This window comes from Gilliamella sp. ESL0232 (assembly GCF_013346885.1).
In the GTDB taxonomy this organism is placed as follows: Bacteria; Pseudomonadota; Gammaproteobacteria; order Enterobacterales; family Orbaceae; genus Gilliamella; species Gilliamella bombi.
This window is the reverse complement of the sequence record NZ_JAAEDW010000007.1, coordinates 157,279-182,827: the sequence shown is the minus strand read 5'-3', so window position 1 is coordinate 182,827 and position 25,549 is coordinate 157,279. Positions and strand designations below refer to the sequence as shown.

Annotated in this window: 18 protein-coding genes and 2 pseudogenes; 8 read left to right on the top strand and 12 right to left on the bottom strand. The window is 34.4% G+C overall.

What is annotated here, in order from left to right; all coding sequences use genetic code 11:
- The 3 genes and pseudogenes from GYW75_RS09025 to mscM all read left to right on the top strand — a co-directional run.
- Positions 1 to 99, top strand: a pseudogene (locus GYW75_RS09025) (IS5/IS1182 family transposase); the annotation flags it as partial.
- Between the two features lie 392 nt (positions 100 to 491).
- Positions 492 to 1,337, top strand: a pseudogene (gene asd / locus GYW75_RS09020) (archaetidylserine decarboxylase); the annotation flags it as partial.
- Positions 1,338 to 1,344: 7 nt separating this feature from the next.
- Positions 1,345 to 3,963, top strand: coding sequence for a miniconductance mechanosensitive channel MscM (gene mscM, locus GYW75_RS09015; RefSeq protein WP_065589329.1), 2,619 nt, complete (start codon positions 1,345 to 1,347; stop codon positions 3,961 to 3,963).
- Here mscM and GYW75_RS09010 read toward each other — a convergent pair.
- Positions 3,960 to 4,490 carry a DedA family protein gene (locus tag GYW75_RS09010; protein WP_065589330.1) on the bottom strand — a complete coding sequence of 177 codons (531 nt, stop codon included), beginning with the start codon at positions 4,488 to 4,490 and terminating at the stop codon, positions 3,960 to 3,962. The genes mscM and GYW75_RS09010 overlap by 4 nt on opposite strands.
- Before the next feature lie 183 nt (positions 4,491 to 4,673).
- Between GYW75_RS09010 and fdhD the strand changes: the two genes are divergently transcribed.
- The 5 genes from fdhD (at position 4,674) to GYW75_RS08985 (ending at position 10,432) form a co-directional block, all read left to right on the top strand.
- Complete coding sequence (gene fdhD, locus GYW75_RS09005) at positions 4,674 to 5,480, top strand: formate dehydrogenase accessory sulfurtransferase FdhD (RefSeq protein ID WP_174799136.1); 807 nt, start codon at positions 4,674 to 4,676, stop codon at positions 5,478 to 5,480.
- Between the two features lie 290 nt (positions 5,481 to 5,770).
- Positions 5,771 to 6,589, top strand: coding sequence for a purine-nucleoside phosphorylase (locus GYW75_RS09000; protein WP_174799134.1), 819 nt, complete (start codon positions 5,771 to 5,773; stop codon positions 6,587 to 6,589).
- Positions 6,590 to 6,647: 58 nt separating this feature from the next.
- Entirely contained in the window at positions 6,648 to 7,886 is a 1,239-nt protein-coding gene (locus tag GYW75_RS08995) for a nucleoside permease (protein WP_174799132.1), read from the top strand.
- A gap of 178 nt (positions 7,887 to 8,064) precedes the next feature.
- Positions 8,065 to 9,009, top strand: a complete 945-nt coding sequence (locus GYW75_RS08990; protein ID WP_174799130.1) for an EamA family transporter — start codon at positions 8,065 to 8,067, stop codon at positions 9,007 to 9,009.
- Positions 9,010 to 9,955: 946 nt separating this feature from the next.
- Complete coding sequence (locus tag GYW75_RS08985) at positions 9,956 to 10,432, top strand: hypothetical protein (RefSeq protein WP_065589334.1); 477 nt, start codon at positions 9,956 to 9,958, stop codon at positions 10,430 to 10,432.
- Between the two features lie 502 nt (positions 10,433 to 10,934).
- Here the strand turns inward: GYW75_RS08985 and GYW75_RS08980 are convergent.
- The 11 genes from GYW75_RS08980 to GYW75_RS08930 all read right to left on the bottom strand — a co-directional run bounded on the left by GYW75_RS08980 (position 10,935) and on the right by GYW75_RS08930 (position 25,280).
- A complete protein-coding gene (locus tag GYW75_RS08980) occupies positions 10,935 to 12,383 on the bottom strand; it encodes a hypothetical protein (protein ID WP_238786452.1) in 1,449 nt (482 codons plus the stop codon).
- An 893-nt stretch (positions 12,384 to 13,276) separates the two neighbouring features.
- Positions 13,277 to 14,209 (bottom strand): hypothetical protein, encoded by a 933-nt coding sequence (locus tag GYW75_RS08975; protein ID WP_238786451.1) that lies wholly within the window; start codon positions 14,207 to 14,209, stop codon positions 13,277 to 13,279.
- Positions 14,210 to 15,069: 860 nt separating this feature from the next.
- On the bottom strand, positions 15,070 to 16,350 hold the full coding sequence (gene amtB / locus GYW75_RS08970) for an ammonium transporter AmtB (RefSeq protein WP_174799124.1): 1,281 nt from the start codon (positions 16,348 to 16,350) through the stop codon (positions 15,070 to 15,072).
- A 21-nt stretch (positions 16,351 to 16,371) separates the two neighbouring features.
- Positions 16,372 to 16,710 (bottom strand): P-II family nitrogen regulator, encoded by a 339-nt coding sequence (glnK, locus tag GYW75_RS08965; protein ID WP_065560700.1) that lies wholly within the window; start codon positions 16,708 to 16,710, stop codon positions 16,372 to 16,374.
- Positions 16,711 to 16,965: 255 nt separating this feature from the next.
- Complete coding sequence (gene dgt / locus GYW75_RS08960; RefSeq protein ID WP_174799122.1) at positions 16,966 to 18,456, bottom strand: dGTPase; 1,491 nt, start codon at positions 18,454 to 18,456, stop codon at positions 16,966 to 16,968.
- Between the two features lie 41 nt (positions 18,457 to 18,497).
- Positions 18,498 to 19,574: a 5-(carboxyamino)imidazole ribonucleotide synthase gene (gene purK, locus GYW75_RS08955; RefSeq protein WP_174799120.1), complete on the bottom strand. Its 1,077-nt coding sequence runs from the start codon at positions 19,572 to 19,574 to the stop codon at positions 18,498 to 18,500.
- 1 nt (position 19,575) lies between these two features.
- Positions 19,576 to 20,076, bottom strand: coding sequence for a 5-(carboxyamino)imidazole ribonucleotide mutase (gene purE / locus GYW75_RS08950; RefSeq protein WP_034912110.1), 501 nt, complete (start codon positions 20,074 to 20,076; stop codon positions 19,576 to 19,578).
- 170 nt (positions 20,077 to 20,246) lie between these two features.
- Complete coding sequence (locus GYW75_RS08945; protein WP_065589338.1) at positions 20,247 to 20,597, bottom strand: RidA family protein; 351 nt, start codon at positions 20,595 to 20,597, stop codon at positions 20,247 to 20,249.
- A 25-nt stretch (positions 20,598 to 20,622) separates the two neighbouring features.
- Positions 20,623 to 22,626 (bottom strand): excinuclease ABC subunit UvrB, encoded by a 2,004-nt coding sequence (gene uvrB, locus GYW75_RS08940; protein WP_085163821.1) that lies wholly within the window; start codon positions 22,624 to 22,626, stop codon positions 20,623 to 20,625.
- A 383-nt stretch (positions 22,627 to 23,009) separates the two neighbouring features.
- Positions 23,010 to 24,482 carry a molybdate ABC transporter ATP-binding protein ModF gene (gene modF / locus GYW75_RS08935; protein WP_065560705.1) on the bottom strand — a complete coding sequence of 491 codons (1,473 nt, stop codon included), beginning with the start codon at positions 24,480 to 24,482 and terminating at the stop codon, positions 23,010 to 23,012.
- Between the two features lie 15 nt (positions 24,483 to 24,497).
- Entirely contained in the window at positions 24,498 to 25,280 is a 783-nt protein-coding gene (locus GYW75_RS08930) for a TOBE domain-containing protein (RefSeq protein WP_174799119.1), read from the bottom strand.
- Positions 25,281 to 25,549: the final 269 nt, after the last annotated feature.

Here is a 25,549-nt window from a genome sequence, read left to right as displayed (position 1 = left end):
TATCGTTCAATATCAACTAGATACGATAAGTTAGAAAGGAATTATGCCAGTATGGTATCACTGGCATTTATGTTAATGTGGCTGCCAATGTATTGTTGAGTAATTTATGTACAGCAAAGATCAACAGTCCCTAGTATTCCTGCAAAAATACTGTTCTTAAATCCATTACTAAATCGATGTATTTCTTAGGGTGTTAAATGCTAATATGATTACTTATAACATGATAATATAACTATACTGCTTAATGTAACTAAATCTAGCTTTAATGCTTCTAAATGCCATTAATACAGTCCTTAATTATTGGTAATGACCGCAGTTTAAGTAACAATAACGATAAAAGTTTTTAAACGATTGCCATTATTGAACAGAATTGGCAAAATTTATATATGTATATGATCAATTATACAAATTATTGATTTAAGTTGGTTTTACACTTTGTCTATAAACCTTGGTATAATGTATTATTTATAACATAATTTTGAGAGTTATCTATGTTAAATCAGTTAAAAGCAATTATTCAGTATCTTCTTCCTAAACAGCTATTAACCGTTATTTTTGGTTGGTTGGCAAAAAAACAGTTAGGTAAAGTTACAACATGGATGATTATGCTTTTTTGTAAAGTGTATAAAGTGGATTTGAGCGAAGCAAAAATTAGTGATGTAAAAGAATTTAAAACCTTTAATGACTTTTTTGCTCGCGAATTAAATGAGGATGCACGGCCAATTGATACCACCGATAGTGCTGTTGTTATGCCTGCTGATGGTGTAATTAGTCAGTTTGGTACTATTCTTGATACACAGCTGTTACAAGCTAAAGGGCATTTTTATTCTTTAGAATCATTACTTGCCTGTCATCCTGATATGATCAACTTTTTTAGAAATGGTTTATATGCAACCACTTATTTATCTCCTAAAGATTATCACCGTTTTCATATGCCTTGTGATGGTATTTTGCGTGAGATGATTTATGTGCCTGGTTCGCTATTTTCAGTTAGCAAAGCTACAACCGAAAGTATACCTAATATTTTTGCTCGTAATGAACGTGTGATTTGTTTGTTTGAAACCGAATTAGGTCCAATGGCGCAAATTTTAGTTGGTGCAACTATTGTTGGTAGTATAGAAGTACAATGGGAAGGTATTGTTACCCCTCCACGAGAAGGAATAATGAAACGTTGGACTTATACCAACGGGATAAAATTAACTAAAGGACAAGATATAGGTTGCTTTAAGTTAGGTTCGACAGTAATTACACTGTTTGCCTCAAATTCGATTGAGTTTAATAACCACCTTAAAGTTGGTGATGTTACTCGCGTGGGTCAAAAATTAGCTGACAGGATATAGCTTTATGTGGATTCGTGGTGTTGTGTGCTTTGTTGTTGTGTTGTTTTCTTCACTGACTTTTGCCGAAGAAACCACACCAGTCATTAATGATGAAAATGATCTTTCGCTAGTTGTTCATCAGTTAAGTGATAAAAATGATGAACTCAGACAAAATATGGAGTTACAAAAAACACATCTAACTAGTATTGTTAATGAGCAAAACAATATCACGACACAAATTTCACATGTTCAAAATACACTGGCAACACTTGATGAACAAGGAGAATGGTTGAGTTTTTCGACCGCTTTGGGCGAAACCTTACGTCAACAGTTATTGCGTTTGCCAGAAAAACCCAAATCGCAAGCGCTTGATGCCGAAATCGCCGAGGCAAAAGCGCAACAACTTAATTATAGTAATATTTTAACATCTTTGGACAATTACCCAACTTTAACAAGTCCACTTAATAGCATCAAAGAAGCAACCCAATATCGTCGTTTAATTCGAGAACAGACCGAATTACTTAAGACTCTTATTTCGGGAACTGATACTACCATTCTAGAATTGACTAAACTAAAAATTGCCAATAAGCAATTAACCAATGCGATTGACGAAGTAAACGATGCTGCACACAGATATTTTTTCTGGGTAGCTGATGTGAATCCAATATCATTGAGTTATCCAATTGATTTAGCAAAAGATGTTGTGTATGTGATTTTTTCTGTCGATACCATTTCGCAACTTTATAAAGCTAGCATTGAAGTACTTAGTTCGCCAAAACCGTTATTTTTAATTATTTTGTCGTTGCTATTCGTGTTTGCACACTTTAAGATGCGCACGAAATATAATATTTTTCTCAATAAATCAGCTAGCCGTGTAGGAAAAGTTACACAAGATAGTTACTCTTTAACCTTAAAAGTAATTATATTTTCATTAATTATGGCATTACCTATCCCTATTTTGTGGGCAGTGTTTGGTTATGCTTTACAGATTAATTCAGATTATCCTGTCGCATTTGCCTTGGGTTATGGTGTGAATGCTGCTGCGCCAATTTTGTGGGTATTTATTATTTCAGCGCATTTTGCGTCAACTAATGGACTGTTTATTACCCATTTTGGTTGGTCTGGACTTAGCGTACGCTCAGCGATGAAATATTATCAACTTTCAGTTTGGCTGGTAATTCCACTAGTGATGATAGTAATGAGTTTTGATCAATATAATAATCATCAATTTGCAGCCACAATTGGTCGAACGTCGTTTATTTTGCTCTGCTTTGCTTTGGTGTTTATGACTAATTCTATCCATCGTGCTGGTGTTCCTCTTTATATTGATAAAAAAGGAGCTGGTGATAATTTATTAAGTCATATTTTGTGGTTTATTTTATTAAGTGCACCATGGCTAGCTATCATTGCAGCTTGTTTAGGTTATCTTTCGACAGCTCAAGTACTATTAGGACGTCTTGAGGCCTCTGTCATTATTTGGTTTGCTCTATTAGTTATTTATTTTATGATTCGCCGTTGGATGTGGATCCAAAAACGTCGTATAGAATTTGAACGAACCAAGCAACGTCGCTTAGAACGAATGCAACGAGCCAAATCACATGAAGATGATCTCAATTCACTTAACGAAAGTGTTGATGAACCTGTTATCGATTTAGATGTCATCAGTGCGCAATCCTTACATTTAGTCAGATCGATTATTATGATGATTGCGCTAATTAGTATGATTTTGCTATGGTCTGAATTGCATTCGGCCTTTGCCTTTATGAATAATATTAAACTTTGGGGAACCAGCGCCATTGTAAATGGAACTGAAATCGAACAATACATTACCCTTGGTGCAGTTTGTATTGCGATTTTAGTGATGACAATTACCGTTCAGTTGGTCAAAAATCTGCCCTCTTTGTTGGAGTTAGGCATTTTGCAACATTTAGATTTATCACCAGGAACAGGGTATGCTATTTCCACAGTTTCAAAATATATTACTTTGATGATAGGCTGTATGATTGCATTTTCGTTTATTGGTATCGACTGGTCTAAAATTCAATGGTTAATTGCCGCATTAGGTGTGGGGCTAGGTTTTGGTTTACAAGAGATCTTTGCTAATTTTATCTCTGGCTTAATCATTTTATTCGAAAAACCAGTACGTATTGGCGATACGGTGACAATTCGTGATTTGACAGGTAATATTACAAAAATTAATACCCGTGCAATTACCATTGTCGATTGGGATCGTAAAGAAATTGTGATGCCCAATAAAGCTTTCATTACCGAACAATTGGTGAACTGGTCGTTGTCTGATTCGATCACTCGAATTGTATTAACCATTCCCGCAACTATCGATGCTGATAGTGATTTGGTTATCAAACTTTTACAACAAGCATCAGATGAATGTGAATATGTGCTTAACGATCCTGAACCTCAAGTATTTTTGGTGGATATCCAAGAAGGTATTCAGTTGTTTGAACTACGTGTTTTTGCTGCCGAGATGGGACACCGAATGTTACTGCGAAGTGCTATACATAAATTGATACTTGAAGCTTATCGTAAACATCATTTAACGCTACCATTCCCACCATTGCAAACCAATTTAGAAGCATTGGGACGCAAGAGTGGGCGTCGTAGTTATACCATCGGCACGCTTTAACCAAAAAGAGTTTCTAACCAAGGCACACCAAATGCTCCTGGCGCAAGCAATACAAAAGCCCAAACTGGTGCTGAAGCAATGTTTGCTAGGTTAAATTTGGTGGTTGGCATATGCATTGTGCCAGCAATTAAAGGGACTATGGCTCGTAGTGGTCCAAAAAATCGACCTATAAATACCCCTAACGTTCCATAACGCTGAAAAAATTGCTCAGCACGATAAACTAATTTAGGGTGCTTATTAAGTGGCCATGAAGCAATAACTTGTTGATGATAGTGTTTACCCAACCAATAAGACAGTAAATCTCCAAAAACAGCACCTGCCGAAGCGGCAATTAATACGGGCACAAATGATATTGCTCCTCCACCGATTAAAGCCCCTGCCCCTAATAAAATAGCCGTTGCAGGCACTAGAAGCGAGATAATCGCTAATGATTCACCAAATGCCAATAAAAATATAATGGGTAATGCCCAAACTTGGTGGTGCTCAATAAACTGCATGATAGTCTGTGTAATTTCTTGTAATGACATAGAGTTAGCTTATGAATTATCAATTGCTTATGGTGAACTATTTTATCATAATATTGCTTATTAAGTGCTAAGCACGCCATCTATTGATAAAATATTACACTGCGTTAACATTTTAGAATTATTAATGGTTGATCTTGTGCTGATAGCAGTCTTAATTATAACCAAATTAGCAAGAGGCAATTAATGGCGATCGGTGTTAAATCAATTCCAGTACGTAAATTTAAAAACAGTAATTTGCAACATTTTCAACCTGATATGTTAGCTATCGAAAAGCCAGTTGCTTTAATTTATAACGGAATTTCACATGTAGTGATGATGGCAACACCAAAAGATTTGGATTATTTTGCCATTGGTTTTTCGTTAACGGAAAATATTATTCATTCGGTTAATGATATTTATGGCATTGATATTATTGATACTCCCAAAGGCATAGAAGTACAAATCGAACTTTCGTCACGACGCTTTAGCGAGCTGAAAGAAAAACGACGTAATTTAACTGGGCGAACAGGATGCGGCATTTGTGGTACTGAGCAGATAGAGCAAGTCTGCCAAGATATTCCTACTTTACCATTAATAAGTCAGATTGATTTAGCTGATTTTAGTGACAGCTTAAGCTATTTATCGCATGTTCAACAAGTCGGTAAACAAACTGGTTGCACGCACGCAGCTGTATGGCTAGATTTGAAAGGACAATTTATGGCAGGGTTTGAAGATATCGGCCGGCATGTCGCATTAGATAAACTACTTGGCTTTAGAGCTATGAAATTGTTAAATAACCCTGAGTATCAACACGGTGTGGTATTAGTATCAAGTCGTGCTAGCTATGAAATGGCACAAAAAACCGCCAATTGTGGCGTAGAATTTTTGTTAGCGGTTTCGGCAGCAACTTCAATGGCTGTCGATTTGGCTAAACAATGTCATTTAACTTTGTTAGGATTTTTTAGGGGCGATAAAGGTGTGATCTATTCTGGCGATGATCGTCTTATCTAAGAAAATCTTTTATATTATTCATTTTGGTGATTAAATTAATCTAAATTTAATATATTGAATAATAAAAATAAAAAATAAATATTTCTAATTCATTCTAAGATATACCAATTCACATCTTCCTTTATTAGACGAAGATCATCATAATATATGCCGAAAACAAAAATTATTTTGTTTTTTAATTATTTTATGGGATTTTACCCAATTAAACTAAGCAATAGGTTATCACTGTTTTATTATATTCACCTATTTTACTTTAGCTTAGCATTAATTTTTTTTGAAAGGATACTATCATGCATCAGACTTCAGATATTCAACAAGCCGTTAATTTTATTCAGAAACACACAAACAAAAAACCAACAATTGGGATTATTCTTGGTTCAGGTTTAGGACCTTTTGCCGACACTCTTGAAGATGCTGTTCATATTCCTTATGACACAATTCCACATTTCGCCAAATCAGCAGCCGTTGGCCACGCAAATGAATTAGTCATTGGCCAATGCGGAGACAAAACAGTTGTGGCAATGAAAGGGCGCTTTCACTATTACGAAGGTTTTTCGTTAGATCAAGTTACTTTCCCTGTTCGTGTGATGAAGATGCTTGGTGTTGAAAAATTAATTATCACTAATGCATGTGGTGCAGTCAATACGAGCTTTAAACCAGGCGATTTAATGTTGATCACCGATCATATTAATCTTACTGCCAACAATCCTCTTATTGGACCAAATAACCCTGATTTAGGTGTGCGCTTTTTAGATGTAAGTGAGGTTTATAATAAGCAATTGCGTTCAACAGTAATTGATGTAGCCAAAGAACTTAATCTTACCTTACAACAAGGTGTTTATGCTTGGTGGACAGGTCCAACTTATGAAACACCTGCCGAAATTAGAATGATTCGTGTTTTAGGTGCCGATGCTGTTGGTATGTCAACCGTACCCGAAGCAATTATCGCACATCACTCTGGTATTAAAACCATTGGAATTTCGTGCCTAACTAATATGGCTTGCGGAATTTTAGATCAACCATTAGGACACGAAGAAGTTATAGAGACAGCAGAAAGAGTTAAATCAACTTTTTTACAACTAATAACAAAAACGATTGCACGTTTCTAACCAATACTTTTTATTGGTAATTTTCTATAAAAAGTTCACTTTATTTTAGGAATAAACAATGAACATAAAAAATAGATTAAAAATAATGATGTTTTTCCAATATTTCATTTGGGGAAGCTGGTTAGCCACTTTTGGTGCTTATCTATTTAATACTTTACACTTTTCTGGTGTTGAAGTATCTATGATTTTTAGTACCAAAGGTTTAGCGGCATTAATTACACCATTTATTATTGGTATTATTGCCGATAAATTTTTGCAGGCTAAATATCTATATATGCTTTGTCATTCTGTTTGTGCCATTGCGCTTTTTTATGCTGCATCAGTTAATAATTCAGCTATTTTATTTTGGGTAATGTTAGGCAATGCGTTAGCTTTTATGCCAACTATTGCATTATCTAATTCTATTAGCTACCACTGTTTGGCTCAACATAACTTAGATTCGGTAACCGTTTTCCCTAAAATACGAGTATTTGGTACTGTCGGTTTTATCATTGCAATGTGGACAATTAGTTTATGCAAATTCGAGTTGAGTAATGCTCAACTCTATGTTGCATGCGCAGCATCCGCTATACTTGTTGTTTATAGTGCAACATTACCAAATATTACTGTATCTAAAAGTCAAAAACAGTCTTGGGTTTCTTATTTAGGATTAGATGCTTTTGTGTTATTCAAAAAGCCCGTTATGGCTGTTTTTTTTCTTTTTGCTATGTTACTTGGTGCGATACTACAAATCACTAATACTTTTGGTGGCGCTTTCTTACATGATTTTGGTAAAGTCTCAGAATTTAAAGATAGCTTAATTGTACAATACCCTGCTATTTTATTATCGGTTTCACAAATGGCTGAAGTCGCATTTATCTTAACCATCCCATTTTTTCTCAAAAAATTTGGCATCAAAAAAGTCATAATGATAAGCTTAATTGCTTGGACTTTACGATTTGGTTTATTTGCATTTGGTGATCCAACACCTTTTGGTTTTGTGCTATTAATGCTTTCAATGATCGTTTACGGCTGTGCATTTGACTTTTTTAATATTTCAGGCTCTATTTTCATTGAAAAAGAAGTCAGTTCAAATATTCGAGCCAGCGCTCAAGGACTATTTATGACCATGGTTAATGGTATTGGTGCTTATTTTGGCTCCATTTTAAGTGGTTATGTTGTTGACATGTGTACACATGATGGTCTTAAAGATTGGCAAACAATTTGGCTAATTTTCGCTACATATGCACTTGTGTTAGGTGTTGTTTTTTATTATTCATTTAATTATGACCATACTAAAAGTAAGTGTGCTACATAATCACTTATCTGTTGAGATTAATAGATTTTGAAATATTAATTATCATTGTAATTTGATTGATTTAACTTATTAAAAAGACATCTGGGGAATGAATTTAATAATCCTTCCCCTAATGTCTTTTATTGTGTTTTTTAGCCGAAATTATCGGCAATGTTATTTTTTGTTACGAGATTTAGATATGAAAGATAAATTTTTAGGCGGTTTACTGGTTTTATTAGGTGCATGTAGCTTTGGCGTACTATCTTCTATCGTTAAGACGGCTTATCAAAACGGGTATAAATTAGGTGAAGTCACTGGTATCCAATGTTTTTTGGGAATGTTAATGTTATGGATTATTCACTTTATTGTCAAAATAATACGATCCCCAAAAGTATCTACATCAACAAACACACGATTAACACCTCCAACAGAAAAGAATACAAAATTAACAAAAAAATGGAGGGTCTGCGCTGTTGGTCTATTTCCTGGATTAGTCGGTATTTGTTATTACCAATGCGTACAACTAGTGCCTGCATCAATTGCAATTATTTTATTAATGCAATATTTGTGGATTAGCGTCTTTATTGATTTTATTTTTTTCAAAAACAAACCTAGTATTATTCAACTTTCAGCGATTATTGTAATTATTTTAGGTAGCTGCTTAGCAGCAGGTATTTTTAATCAAGATATTAGTTTAAATTTGACTGGTTGTTTTTTTGGTTTTTTAGCAGCACTGATGTATTCACTCTTTATTAGTACTAGCAGCAATATTGGTAACGAATTACCTAAGCTTGAAAAAAGTGCGTGGATGATTACCGGCGCATGTATTGTTACTTTTTTGATATTTCCACCTTTATTTTTCTTCAAACTTGATATTAGCGACAAACTGTATCAGTTAGGATTTTTATTAGCATTGCTAGGTACTGTATTGCCTCCTTTTTTGTTTTCGGTAGGAATTCCAAAAATTGGAATTTCATTAAGTGCCATTTTGTCGGCAGCAGAACTGCCTGTAGCGGTCACTTGTTCATATTTTTATTTACGCGAATCGGTCCATTTTAATCAATGGATTGGAGTGGGTATTATTCTTTTGGCAATTGCTTTACCTAACTTAAAACATGTCAAAAAGAACAAACTTGAAAAATAGTTAGCTCATCTGACATTTTCGACTTAAAATGTAGGAAAACACCAATTTGTTTATATTTCACGGTTAAAATAATCTTCTAAAAACTCATAAGGTATTTTATTTAAAATCGCCTTATGTGGTTTAACTTTATTATTATAAAAGTGAGCAAATCACTTAAAATTTTGTTTGTATCTGTTGTATCACTAACTATTTGCTGATTATGCCGTATATCAATTAAAACTACTGCAATAAAAAGTATGTTAATCGCCGTATTTGTTTCAATTCCTGTAAACAGCGTAAGGAAATCCTACATATTAGGTTGATTATTTGTAATATCCAAAGGCATTGAAAACCCAACAATCATCACCATAATTATGTTCGTCTTATAATTTGACCAATATTGCTAGTTTTTTACTAAAAAATAAATCATTCCGTGCTCCGCACTATTTTAAATAGCTTTAATAGTTAAATATATTAAAAATTATTATGATATATTGATTAACTTCGTTATGTATTTGTCTATAAAATTAGACGTAAGATCTTTAACTAAAAGATAAAATTAGCGATATTATTGAACTTTCCAAAATTAAATCTGTCTTAAAAAAGTGATTATTTTTAAATAGGTAGTCATTTGCTTATTAAGTTTTTACTATTAAGTAATAATGTTTTACTGTATTGATAATATACCGTAATTAACCTTTAAATAAGGTTTATAAGTAAATAAGACTTTTCATTTTCTGATAGCAGTTGTTCTTAATAGTATTTTTTTATTTTAAGTACCTATGCTTTGAAACTTAATTTCATTAATTTAAATATTCATTATAACATAATGAGTTATTTTAATTTTTGTTGTTTTTTCTATTTAAGTATTATGTCAACCAAAAACTTTTTTACATAAAATTAACAGCCTATTTTCTTTATTAAGGTCTTGTTATCTTTTTATTTTAATTAAAAGGAAGTTACAAAAATGAAGATATTAAAAAAACCTTTATTTACCTTAGTGCATAGTAATAGCGCAATACCTGAACACAGAACGCTAGCTTATTTAGATCCCACATTAAATTATTATACCGATCATATCGACGAAATTATTGCTTTGCGTGTTAAAGAACTTAAATTGCATCATCCTGAATATAGAGAATGCCCCAATTGTGACAGAACCAATAACAAAAAGGGATTTTCTTTTGTTTTTCATGAAATATTTGAGTCAGAGCATCATAAAAAACAAATTGGCATGCTAAAAGACGAAATAGCTATTACAAAAGAATCGAATAAAATAAAGGAATTACTTGATTCCCGTATAAAAGAAATTGCTAATGTTTATCCTGAGTTACAATTTAACTTTAATGACATGCAGGTTTTACCAGCTAAAGTCAAAGAGTATCTTTTTGCACCGCCGTTAATATTAACTGAAGATCATGCAATTATGCTTTGGGATGATTAAATAAAGCTGTTAACAAAAAATCAATTGCCGTGATGTGCTATTGTAAAATTAAGCTGTTATGCTTACTATTATCGACCTAAATTATTAGATGATCCAATAATTACTTTAATATTTAGCAAGATAGCCAAAAAACATTACCCTGATTTTTTTCTAAATGTTTTCATCGTATTCAAAAGCTAGGCTATCAATGGATATCACAAACGTGTTTATCGGGAATATTGTTAATTAAAACTTAATGTTGGATTAATCCTCTAAAAACGCATAAGGATTTCCTCTGAAATTACTTTATGCGATTTAATCGTATTATAGTAGTTAATAAATAGCTTAAGTTCTTGTTCTCTATCTTTTGAATAGCTAAATTGTAAGAATTACTCACCATGGATGGGCATAACCTTTTACAGCTAAATTAATCTAAAGAGTTTATAGCAGAAGGGTTCAATCTACTATTTAAAACAAAATACTAAGTATTTTGTTTTAAATAATTATTTTTGAAGGTAAGGAATCAAGGTGTAACACAAGCCACTCTATAGTATTGATCCGAATGAAACCTACTGCCAACTACACCGACATTAGCTTCTACAACATAATTTTCTACAATGCCATTGTCCACTCGTTGGTCTGAAGTCCAATAATGCGCCAAATTAATGTTATTCCAATCGGGATCTCCTACCCTAAAAAACTCCCAATCACTGTCTTTATAGTAAAGCTGTGTCATACGTCCCCATTCGCTAAGTAATCCTCCCATCCAATAACCATTCACTTTATAACTAATTTTTCGTAAATAGCTTCCGTCTATTATACCATTTTGCCAATTTGGCATACCATCATTTCTATTTGCATTGGTAAAATCAAGTACTTTGGGTATACGATACCCACCACCATTAAAGTTATTACAAAACGCTACGGCATTTTGATAACCGCCTGCACCACCTTTTTTAGCTACATACCAACGCTCTAATCTAAAATTATACAATGGGTCATTGTTTTTATCGTGTAAATAAAATGTTGAAGGAATAAAAGAACCAGGATTACTCTCCTTAGGACCCGTTAAGTTAATTTTTACAAGCCCTGTAGGTAGCGTATTTTCAGCATTTAACGTTAATGTTACCCCTCCTGTCGAAATTGTTCGACCATTCGTATTAACGATATCTTGTGCTTTCATTCCTGCAACACTCAAGTAAAAAAATAAATTATGAGAGCCTGTGGTTGGAAAGTTTGCTCCAGGATTCGCTGGATTATAGGCATAAAATCCTCTATATTTATTCCACTCGCCATTCGGATCGTTAAGAGAAGAAACAGCCCCATCGTAAGGTATATCATTTGAATGCCAATCATATTCTAAATTAGGCATAGCATAACAAAATTGTGGTTTATCCATTTTGGGATAAAGATAATAGGTATGCCTATTTCCAGTAAATTTATCACTTTCAGAAGGAATACCATATTCTGTCTTAATGCTCACATCTTCCACTTCTAACGTCAATTGATAAGGTGCATCACAGCCATTTAATGCTTTATCTGAGTTATCTTTCACATAATTAGTAATATCTTGACCATATAAATTCTGCCATTTAATTTTTAATTTACTTGAATTGACACGATGAAGTGTATCGCCATCATCATCCTTCCAATAACCATTATCAGCAATCACTTTATCTGCCAATACTTCTGGATAATCCCCATGAGGTACTAATGTCTTAATATCTGCAAAAGTGGCCGAAAGTTTATCTAACACTAATGGGTTTTCCATGCTTGAGCTATCATTTGATACAGTAATAATTTTGTTTCCGGGCAATGTTACTGATAATAAGGGACTAACTGAATCGGCATGAGTCGCACCGCCATCAAAGGTTAAATAAGGCGCAGTACCCTGAATGTAATTAGAAGTCGTGGCCGATAATGCCTGCGATTCAAAAGAGTATGGCAATAACAACAATAGCGCTAATACCAATGGAACTTTTGAAAATAATTTTATGGATAATTTCGAAGATATAAATGAGTTTCGTGCAAAAACTCTTCGAATAGGATTATTTGATAAATTTAAGACGTAGGTTAGCCAGTGCTTGTGCCTTGTGCCTTGTGCCAAAAATGATACTGCATTACGTTCCTCGTGTCAAGTAATATTTTGTTTTATTTGAATTTTTTATAATTATTCGCTTATTTTCCTATAGCAATAAGAGTATAGCCGTTTAAAAAATAGTTGGCTAGTTTTTTAGCGGACTTTTTTGTAAAGAAATGTAAAGATGAAAACGATTCGGTTTTAGAGATAGGTTAATTTTATAATTAAAATAGGGTGTTACCTTTAGGACTTTTTGACTTTTACGGAATGATTAATATTGCTAATAACATCTAAAACACAAACACGCCCAACAGCCCAGTTTGACGTGCTAGCTTTACTTTGTTATCGGTATATTTTGATGCTGTGATAAGGCAGGCATATTAGCATTGTGGTGCTATAAGCGTGTTTTTACTCTAAAATCGCTCAGGTAGACTATTGATTTTATTGAAGTTTTTATTTTTTATTTTTAAATAAAATCAAACACTTATAGGCTAGCTATTTTTTTATTACGTTGAATTTGGCTTTTTAATAAAAGCGCTTTTGTTATTTGATAATAGTTAGTTAATAATAACTTGTTAATAACAGCCAGTTAATAACAAAAGCGCAAGCTTTTAAGTCGTATCGGTCGGGGTGCTATTTTGATTTTCTGTCATTAAAGCACAAGGCTCACAGACTTTGCCTGCTCAGCGCCCCAACTACGCGGGGGCTTTATTCTTTTTTATATTATCCCCTCAAGCACCATAACCAACCCCGCAGCCCAAGGATTCAGAACTAAACGCTAGAAACTAAGGTGTGGTGCAAACAACAAAGTTGTCTCGAACAGTGTAGCTGTCGGCGTAGCCGTCGTCCGAGTAAACACGGAACTGGTTGCTACCTGCTTCGTCACTCGTCCAGTAGCCGAGCATGGCAAAGCCAGCACCAGAGTAGTAGTTCATGACGCCCCACTCCGTAAAAAATCCAGCACCTATGTGACGCCTATAACCATTCCAATCAGACGACGGCATGGCGCCATATACGCCATACATACAAGGAAACCAACGTTCTACACCACACTTCGCATTTGTTAAATCCCTTACCCTAGGCATACGATACCCCAGACTATTACACCATGTTGTGTGAGCTGGAGCTGTATCGAATTTACCTCCTCGGTTAACAAACCACTGCCTCAACACAAATCCATATTTTACTACCTCAACATCATCTCTATCTTTCCCCACTAACTCAAAGGTCTGCGGCAAAGATGGACGTGTAAGTGAACTAGGATTATCTGAATATATCTGAGCATCACTCGCCCTAGGACCTGTTAGCGTTACGCGAACAACTTTTATCCTATCCTCATAAGAAAGCCACCAATCATTAGCTACAACATTTGTTACTGTCGCAATGATTCCCTCATGCGTGACCGGTTCCCATGTCAATTTATTTATATCTACTCCACTTATGAGTAAATCAAAATATAAATTATGCGCACCCGTGGTCGGGAAATTGAGATAGTATGATTCAGGATTGATTGATTGAACTAAAAAGCCCTTATCAGGATTCCATATGTCAGCTTGGCCTGCAAATGTTCCCTCACCCACATATAGATTTGGCCTTACATAATTGATAACTGCCGACGGTATTATTATTGCATCACTACGATTACCCGCTCGAGCCTTTTTACCATTCGCCTGTACATCCCATGACGATGACAATAATAACAATGCTAATACTAGCAAAGCTGTTTTAGGTGATTTGAGCGATAATTTCGATAATGCTTTGAGAGATAATTTCGAAGATATAAATAAGTTTCGTGTAAAAACTCGTCGAATAAGATTATTTAATAAATTTAAGACATAGGTTTGCCATGTCTGGTGTCTGGTGTCTGGTGTCTAAAATGATAATGCATTATGGTTTACCTGTCAAGTAGTGATTTGTTTTATTTGGATTTTTATAATTATTTGCTTATTTAATAAGCTTGTTTTCCTATAGCGATAAAAGTATAACCATTTTAAAAATTGTTGGCTAGTTTTTTGGCGGAATTTTTTGTGAAGAAATGTAAATTTTAGAAAAACACTGAGGTGTTTATACTTTATAGTTAAAATAATCCTCTAAAAACTCATAAGGTTCCTTTCCCGAAATCGCTTAAGATTTTGCATTTTATCTTTTAAATTGATAAATATTTGCTGATTATGTCATATCTCAATTCAAAGTTTGTATCACTTTTTCCACTTTGTCATTCGCTTGTGGATTAAGTGGTTTAGTAAATTTGTGATTGATTCGATGCTATTACACGCTCTAACATAACGTTCTGCTGGTTAAGGAAACAAAAAACTTCAACAAGGCATTCTTACACGCTATAAATGATTGAATAACTAACCATAAAGCATTTAACAAAATTAGTGACTGTTATTTTTTCTTTATAATATAAGCGCCATATCACTTATTTGTGATATGACGTTAATTTTGTTTTTATGTCTATTTTGTTACAGTAGTTTCTTAAATTAATGTAAACATCACGAGTAATTCCTGTAAATTATTTTGAGTTTAAATCTGTTTTTATATCTAATTTTTAATTAATGACTGTTTCGGTTAGTGATTAACTATTGAAAGCACTTTCACCATGGCTATTAATATCCAGACCTTCTCTTTCATGTTCTTCTGATACTCTTAAGCCAACAATGATATCTGCAATTTTATAAGCAATATAAGCAACCACTGTTGTCCAAACTACGCAGGTAATAACACTCATCAATTGTATTCCTACTTGAGTTGCCATTGTAATGCCTTCGGCATAACCAATACCTCCTAACGATTCTGATGTAAATATACCAGTTAATATACAACCCACAATTCCACATACGCCGTGTACACCAAATACATCACATGTATCATCAACTTTTAGAATTCTTTTGAGTGTTGATACTCCCCAGACACCAGCAAAACCACAAACAAGCCCTATTAACATAGCACCACCTACACCAACAAGACCTGCCGCTGGTGTTACACCAACTAATCCCGCTATCACTCCTGATGCCGAACCAAGGCAAGATGGTTTACCTCGTAAAAACCATTCTGCGAACGTCCATGCCAAAACCGCGGCTGCTGTTGCTGCAACAGTGTTAATAAAGGCTAAACCTGCGATTTCATCTGCATGCGTTGATGATCCTGCATTAAAGCCAAACCAACCAATATAAAGAATAGCAGCTCCAAGGTAGACATAAGGTAAGTTAAATGGTTTTAGTGGTTCACGATTATAGCCTATACGATTTCTAATCAGATAAGCACCCACTAGTCCTGCAATCGCAGCATTAATATGTACTACCGTACCACCAGCAAAATCAAGTGCTCCTTCATCACCTAAAATTCCGCCTCCCCATACCATGTGCGCCATGGGAATATATGAAAATGTAAACCATAACACCATAAATATTAATACTGCTGAAAAACGAATTCGTTCAGCAAAAGCACCTGGAATTAAGCAACAAGTAATGCAAGCAAATGATCCTTGGAATGCTATCCAAATTAGCTCGTAAATCGATCCTGACACATCTGTAATACCTATCCCTGTTAATAGAAAATGGTTAAAGTTGCCATAAAACCAGTTCCCTTCACCAAAAGCAAGTGTATAACCGTAAACAATCCATAGCACCGCTATTAACGAAAAAGTTACTAGTACTTGTGTTAACATCGATAACACATTTTTAGAACGTAATAATCCACCATAAAACAAAGCAATCCCTGGCACCGACATAAAAAGTACTAGGGCGGTACAGATCATCATAAAGCCGTTATCCGCTTTATCAACTACAGCAGCTTCTTCGGCAAAAGCTGAACTTGAGAATAAAATAACTAAAAAGGGTATAATTTTTTTCAACATAATGATTTCCTTAACAATCAATTACAATGCCGAGTCATCGGTTTCACCAGTACGTATACGCACTACATGTTCAAGTGAAGTGACAAAAATCTTTCCATCACCAATTTTGCCCGTATATGCTGCTTTAGTAACTGTACTAATAACTTGGTCAAGTTCATCATCACGAATAGCTAAATCAATTTTAACTTTTGGTAGAAAATTGACATTATATTCTGCACCACGGTAAAGTTCGGCATGACCTTTTTGTCGTCCAAAACCTTTAACTTCGGTAACAGTTAATCCTGTAACACCTATATTGGATAAGGCTTCTCGAACTTCTTCTAATTTGAAAGGTTTTATAACTACAGTAACTAATTTCATCAATCGCTCCTAAAAATTATGAGTTACAGATTAAATTATGCAAAGAGTGTGCCAAAAAAATTAACTTGAATTGAATTTGCTACTGCAACTTAATTTATAAAAATATAGCTATCATAAAATTAAAGTTCGGTTGTTTTGATTGGAAGGTTAAAACAAAAGATAACAAATAGTTAATTAGATTTATTATTTAACAGCGCACTAATATGGTGCCAATGCATATTAGTGGTGCTTAGCTGTTATAAAAATTACTTGGATTTAGAATGTTACCATTAACTTGCGATATTCGTCATAAGCAAAGTGATCTGTCATGCCACTAATATAATCCTGCAATAAGCGACATCGATAATAGAATTCCATACACGCAAAACTTTCTGCTTTATTTGAATTTAGTTTGTTAACTGCTTGTTTATAAGCGACACAATGTTTTGAGGATAATTTATGATATAAGCGAGTTTCAATAGGATAATTTTTGTGATGTTTATCCTCAACCAATTTCAAAAAGTCGTTGGTAGGCATATCAAGCAATGGGCTATAAATATCGAGCAATCCACTAATAATTCGGTACCCTTGAAGTTCAATATTTTCAACCGATTCATGATTAAATATATGTTCAAGTCCAACTGTTTTAAAAATATTAAGTAATTTATATTCTGCGCCATGATCTTCAAGTAAGGCATGATTAAATGAGCCGTGATAAATTTCTTCAATATTTTCAATAAAACGTTCAGCAGCATGTGGTACCAATTTGCCAATAGTGTTGACACGTAGGTACATAAAAAATTGATCAATGCCTATCGCATCAAATCCATTTTGATTTAGATTTTCATAAGGGCGATTGACAACAGTATCAAACAGATCACCTTTTTTAATCGGTCCCCATGCCTCTGCTAAGTAAGTATAAAGCTGTTTTACCGTTAGAATTTTCTTTTCAACCGCATCTTCTAGATCGGCAATGCAATATGAGATATCGTCGGCTGCTTCCATAATATAGGTAAATGGATAACGATGAAATGGTTTGATATCAAGCTGTTTGGATAGCGACTCAATAAATGGTTCTTCTGATAAATAATAACCTGCTTTTTTCATTAAATATGAAAATTCTGGCAGTACCGGCTTAGACCAATAAGCTGGTTTAGAATATTTCATAATTGAAGCAATCTGAGAGTAAGTTAAATTGAGCCGTAATATTGTATGCACTAAACGAATTGCTTGTGCATTACCTTCGAAACTTGATAAATCTTGGCGGATTTTGGTTTTAAGTTCTTTTATTTCTTCTTTATCACTAACATTTATTTCAAGAAGTCGATAATTTGTTGCTTTGCCAAGACCTAAACGTAGAGTAAACCATTTATTAATGGCGGCCTCACCAAAATGACCAAATGGAGGATTACCAATATCATGCATTAAACAAGCCATTTCAACTAGGCTTTCAATCGCCATTATACAATTATCAAGCCCATATTTTTTTAATTTTCCAGCATTGCCAAGGCGATTAACGATTTCTTTGACTATGTATCGCCCAACTTGTTGCACTTCCATAGAGTGAGTAAGTCTTGTTCTAACTACTGAGTTTCGTTCTAATGGAAAAACTTGCGTTTTTTGCTGTAGGCGACGAATAGCGGCTGAGTTTATGATGCGTCCACGATCACTTTCAAAACAGCGTACTATTGAGTACTCATCAGACAGAGCTTCACGCTGTTTGCTAGCATAACGCTGATAATTAATTTTTTGGTTAAAGTTGATCATGGTTTCATCCTTAATTTAATCACTCAAATTGTTTTAAGTTTTCAAATTGCTAATGTTTGTTTTGCCCATTCAATACTTTTTTGATAATCATTAGGTAATAACGGTATTAAATTCTCTAACGCTTTTAACAATTTGTTTGTTTGGTTATGGGTTAAATTTAAATGCCCTACTTTACGTCCAACTCTAACTTCTTTTTCATACCAATGAAGATGTACCAAATCAATTGATAACCAATTTAAATTTAATTCTGTGCCAATTAAGTTAACCATAACTGATGGCGTAAATACATCTGGCTTAGGCAAAGGAAGTCCCAATATAGCCCGAAGATGTAATTCAAATTGGCTAATTGAAGCTCCATTTTGCGTCCAATGACCACTATTATGTACCCGTGGAGCAAGTTCGTTGATCAGTAGTTCATTACCAACAATAAAGCATTCCATAGCCATTACGCCAATATAATTCAATTTATGCATAATAGCAGATAGCATTTGCTCCGCTTTTATTTGTAATGAATGAGATTCGTTAGGTTGTACAACACTTATTTTTAAGATGCCGTCTTGGTGGAAGTTATTGGTAAGGGGATAAAATACTGTTTCACCTTTTGCATTACGAGCGCCTATTAATGACATCTCTTTTTCGAAAGGGATAGCCTGTTCAACGATAGCTTGTTGATAGATATCATCAGGTACAGTTATTGGACCATTAATAGCAATTCGCCATTGCCCTCGCCCATCATAACCGCCAGTTCGACGTTTAACAATTAATCGATCGCCAAGTTCAGTAAATAACGTTGACCAATCTTGAGGGTGATCAAGCGAAAACCATTTCGCTGTCGGTAAACCAAGTTCGTCAAGTAGCTGTTTTTGCGTTAAACGGTCGGCAATAATAGGAAAGACATCTCGATTAACAAAATGCGGATGTTTAGCTAAAATTTGTGTAAACGGAGTATCTGACCATCGCTCAATTTCAGCTGTTATTACTGACTGTTGATATGGAATGGCGGTAGGATCTACATCTAATCCAACTGGATAAACTTTTATACCTATTGGTTCGCCTGCTTGCTTAAGCATTCGCCCTAATTGCCCGTTACCTAGTACACAAACAGATTGAAGTTTCATATTATGCATTCACTCTTGGATCTGGGTTATTTAGTACCTCATCAGTTTGAGTTAATCGCCATGTTGATAAACGTTGATATATTTCTTTATCATGTAGAGCTAGAATCTGTGCAGCAAGTAATGCCGCATTCGCTGCACCAGATTTACCTATTGCTAAAGTACCAACAGGAATACCTTTAGGCATTTGAACAATAGAATAGAGACTATCTACTCCACTTAATGCAGCACTTTGCACCGGAACACCTAATACAGGAATCAGCGTTTTAGCAGCTAACATACCTGGCAAATGAGCCGCACCGCCAGCACCAGCTATGATTACATCAAAGCCTTTTTGTTTAGCATCTTCAGCAAAACAAAATAATTTATCAGGGGTACGGTGAGCAGAAACGATTTCAACATGATAAGGAATTGTTAACGCATCAAGGATGTCGGCTGCGTGTTGCATAGTAGTCCAATCGCTTTTGGAACCCATTACAATGGCAATTCTAGGTTGAGTATGCATGGCAAATGTATGAATAATTAAAATAAGATGTATGCGAAGTATACACTAAAATTTAATTAATGGGGATAGTAAGGATTTTATCTGTTAGCAATTAAAACACATGTTCCCAGAAAAATGAAGATGATAAACAAAGTAATACCGCCGATATAGTATCGGCGGTGAAGAAAGAGTTAGCCTTTTACTGCTGCCACGATTTTAATTTCTATCAAATATTCTTTTTTCATTAATCCAGCTTGCACTGTACAACGTACTGGTGCACTACCTTTAGCTACCCATTCGTCCCATGCTTTATTCATAGCGGCAAAGTCACTTTTATTAACTAAAAATAATGTTACATCTAATATACGTGATTTATCACTGTTAGCTCGAGCCAATATTTTGTCAATTTCAGATAATGCACTTTTGGTCTGTACATAAGCGTCATTTTCAAGATCAGCTGGAACACTTGTGTAATAAATAACGTTATTATGGATCACTGCTTCAGACCAGCGGTTATCTGGATCAATTCGTGTTATTGTCATCATATTTTCCTTGTTAGATGAGTTATTAAGATACTTTAATAAAATCAGCACGCAATTTTTTTATTTCATCACGCAATACACCAGCTTTTTCAAATTCAAGATTCTTAGCCGCTTCGTACATCATTGCTTCAAGCTCTTTGACTCTTGCCTGTACTTCTTTAACTGAAACATACTGATAAGGTTTGCCTGGTTCAAATGCTTGTACTTTGGCTGTTGATTTTTTGGTACTTAAACCTGCCTCTAATACGTCTTTAATTTCTTTGCGTACTGATTTTGGTGTAATGCCGTGTGCTGTATTAAAGTCTTCCTGTTTTTTACGACGACGGGCAGTTTCATCAATCGTTTTTTGCATAGCAGGGGTTATTCTATCAGCATATAATATGGCTTTACCATTTACATTACGAGCTGCACGCCCTACGGTTTGAATTAGTGAACTTTCTGAACGTAAAAAACCTTCGCGATCAGCATCCAATATTGCTATTAGTGAGACTTCAGGTATATCTAAACCTTCTCGCAATAAGTTAATGCCCACAAGTACATCAACTTTACCTAAACGTAGGTCACGAATAATTTCCATACGTTCGACCGTATTGATGTCTGAATGCAAATATTTTACAGTTACATTATGTTCTGACAGATAATCAGTTAAGTTTTCTGCCATACGTTTAGTTAATGTGGTCACTAAAACACGCTCTTCGTTATTAATACGAATTTTGATTTCTGATAATAGATCATCAACCTGCGTCGTAACTGGTCGAACTTCGATAATAGGATCTAATAAACCTGTAGGTCTAACTACTTGTTCAATAATTTCATTACCTGATTTTTCAATTTCGTATTTAGCTGGTGTTGCTGACACATAAATCGTTTGTGGCATGATGTTTTCAAATTCAGCAAATTTTAGCGGTCGATTGTCTAGTGCTGATGGCAAACGAAAGCCATATTCAACCAGATTAAGTTTACGTGAACGGTCACCATTATACATTGCCCCTAATTGTGGAATAGCCACGTGAGATTCGTCAATAAACAGTAATCCATCAGGTGGCAAATAATCAAATAAGGTTGCTGGCGGATCGCCTGGATTACGCTGAGCTAAAAAGCGTGAATAGTTTTCAATCCCAGAGCAATACCCCAATTCGGTCATCATTTCGATATCAAATAATGTCCGCTGAGTTAAACGTTGCTCCTCTAATAGACGATTATTGTCTAACAATACTTTTTGACGCTCTTTAAGTTCCTGCTTTATTTGGGCAATAGCGTTTTCCATAATGTTTCTTGGTGTGACGTAGTGCGTTTTTGGATAAATTGTTATCCGCGATACTTCATTTATGCTATTACCTGTAAGCGGATCAAACATAACAATTCGATCGACTTCATCATCAAATAACTCAACGCGCACAGCAAGATCGTCTGAATCAGCTGGAAAAATATCTATAACATCTCCTCGAACACGGAATGTACCACGACTAAAACCTATTTCATTACGAGTGTATTGCAATTCAGCTAATCGAGTTAAGATTGAACGCTGATCGGTTATGGTGCCTTTTGTTAGGTGTAATATCATCGACATATAGGTTTCTGGTGCTCCTAAACCATAAATTGCCGACACCGAAGCAACAATTACAACATCACGTCGTTCTAGTAGTGATTTAGTGGCAGAAAGACGCATTTGTTCTATATGTTCATTGATTGATGCATCTTTTTCAATAAATGTATCGGTTGACGGTACATAAGATTCAGGTTGATAGTAATCATAATAAGATACAAAGTATTCAACCGCATTTTCAGGGAAAAAGGCTTTCATTTCGCCATATAGCTGAGCGGCTAATGTTTTATTTGGTGCTAAAATAATTGTAGGGCGATTATGTTTAGCAATAACATTTGCCATGGTAAATGTTTTACCTGATCCAGTTACGCCTAATAGTGTTTGATGCGCAATCCCATCATCAAGATTTTGATTAATCCTTTTTATTGCTTCTGGCTGATCACCCGCTGGCTTAAATTCGGAACATAATTTAAATTTTTTCATTACATCGCAACCTAATATTTTACCTATTAATAAAAATTATCCCCAAAAGGACTTGACCTTTTAAAATTTACTATTTTTTGTTCAATTAACATTTTCATTTATAAAAAAGACAACTAATTTATAACTTGATTTACGATAACATGTTGATATAAAACAAAAAAATATTTCATGATTAAGTTACAATCAAATTAAGAAAAATCCTGATAGTTACTGAGGTTAGCGCTTTTTTCAATAAAATACTCACAGAGTTATCCACAGGCAACGGGGATAACTTTATAAATATAGTCTTTATAAACTTTTTTCAATTATCAAGATAAAATTTCAAAAAAAAATCCCTTTTATTTTAATGTTTATTCCTATCTTTAACGCTACTTTTGATAGTTTTAACTAATCATTCGATTTAACTGTTCGATTTGATATTGATAGCTATGATCCAAGTTTTGGATGAAAGTCAATCGGTGAGTGATGCATTTTGGCGCATCTTCTGCGTGATGAGACACGAATAGCAACTGCGTGTACCCTTCACTAATTAAACGATCTATCCAACGTTTTACTAATTCTCGATTAAGATGATCGAGCCCTTGCAACGGCTCATCTAAAATAAGCAGTGTCGGATGTTTAACCAACGCTCTGGCAATCAATACTAATCTTTGCTGTCCCCAAGAAAGCGATTGAAAGGGTTTATCCGCCTGCGTTTGTAACCCTAGTAATTGTAGCCATTCATCAGCCAATTTAGCTTGTTTATCACTGGTAGCTTGGTAGACACCAATCGAATCAAAATAGCCTGACAATAACACAGTTTTAACGCTAGAACTAACTCGATAAGCCAAATGTAAGCTGCTACTAACATAACCAATATGGCGTTTAATATCCCAAATCGTTTCACCCGAACCTCGTTTACGACCAAATAAAGTGAGATCATTGCTATACCCTTGCGGATGATCGCCAGTTATTAAACTTAATAACGTTGATTTACCTGCGCCATTAGGTCCAACTATTTGCCAATTTTGTTTGGCTTTTACTCGCCAAGTTAATCCATTAATGATTGCTTTATCATCATAATATACATAACCATTATTTAATATGACTCGATCTAATTGATCCGCTAATTGAGTTGGTGGTTCGTCGGCTTCTGGTAATGGCATATTGGAAATATTTTCCAAATCAGCTAATTGCTTAACAGTTGTATCGTTTAAGATTGTATCTTTTGTATCAATTTTCAATAGTTGGCAATCGGCTAATATGCCAATATTTTCAATAAAAGTAGGAATTTCATTAAATCGATTTAAAACAAGGACAATTGTGATACCTTGCTTAGCAAGATCTGCTAGTATTTCGGCTAAGTTTTCACGTGATGTCACATCTAAGCCATCAAAAGGCTCATCTAATATCAGAAAATCAGGTTGCTGCATCAAAACTCGACAGATTAAGGCTTTGCGTGTTTCACCAGTTGAAAGGTATTTAAAGCGTTTCGTTAATAGGTGTTCAATTCCAAATTGTGTTGCTAATTTTTGGCAAAGTACTTGATTAAAATTATTTTCTTGTATAATTTGCTGAGTGGTTAATCCTGTATCGTTTTCACCTTCGCTTAGCATATCTGTATTATTGCGTTTCCATTCATCATCAATTAGTTTTTGTAGCTGTTCAAACGATATGTGTGCTATGGAGTTAAATTGATTAATTACTTTGCCTGATAATAATGTTTGCTCACCAGCCAATGCTTTAACTAATATAGATTTACCGCTGCCATTACGCCCCACAAATGCAACATTACTTCCTTGATTTATTGTAAGTGATTCAATGGTAAAAACTAGGTAGTCACTAATTTTAAAATGTGCGTTTTCTATTTGTAGCATGATAACCTCATATTGCTAAACTAATGTCGCAACAATAATATTTTGTGGATTAATAAATAGTTTTGATTGTTTGCCTGTAGCTAAAGCCGACTTTTTTACTTCACTGGCTAATTTGTTAGCATAAAGCACTATGCCAGAAGATAGTGTAAAAGCAATTTCACTCCAATTGCCATCAGTAGTGATTTTTTCAACGGTAACCGACAAGCAGTTTTCGTTCTCGATTTCATTTTTTAATTCAATTAATGGAGCTTTAATTAACAGCAATACTGTTTTGTCCGTACTCAACTTTAGCCGTTCAATACTTGACTGAGTAATGTAAACTTTTAACTCAGTTTGATTATCACTAAGTAGCACTGTAATAAAACCAGCGACATCGTTTGTTTGAATCTGCTTAACCGTACCATATAATTGATTTCGTGCACTAGTTTGTAATGATAGTCTAGCTGTTGCTTTTAAAATATCATCTAAAGGTACTTTGTCATCATTTAGTATGTTAAAAGCATTTTGTTGTAGTTGAGTTAATAGATCATAGAGTTGAATAAATCTAACTGCATAAGCACTCAGTTTAGTGCCTCCTCCATTTTTACCACCAATTGCGGTAATTAAAAAAGGTTTAGGTGCTAATTTATTTATTTCATTAATGGCATCCCAAGCGGTTTTATAGCTAATACCAATTTGCTTGGCAGCCTGACTTAATGACCCCGTCTGTTCAATTGCTTTTAATAACGCAATACGCCTTGGATCAGTAAATAACTGCTGTTTTATATTTAACGTTAATAAAATTTCAGGAGAAAACATAATTTAACACCATGAAGAACCGACTAATCAATTTGGAAGAGATAATAGTGATTATTGTAGACCCTTTTTGGCATTCCTTCAAAACTTGGTAAAAATTTTGTTGATTGTCATATCGTATCAGCTTAAATGAATTTTAATTGTACTTTATATATAAATTCTGCTAGCATCGATATGTTATATTTTATATATCGGTTATTTAATAATGTCCAAAATAACTTAATAAACCATAATAATCAATTAGATAAATAATATTAACAGTTAAAATTAAC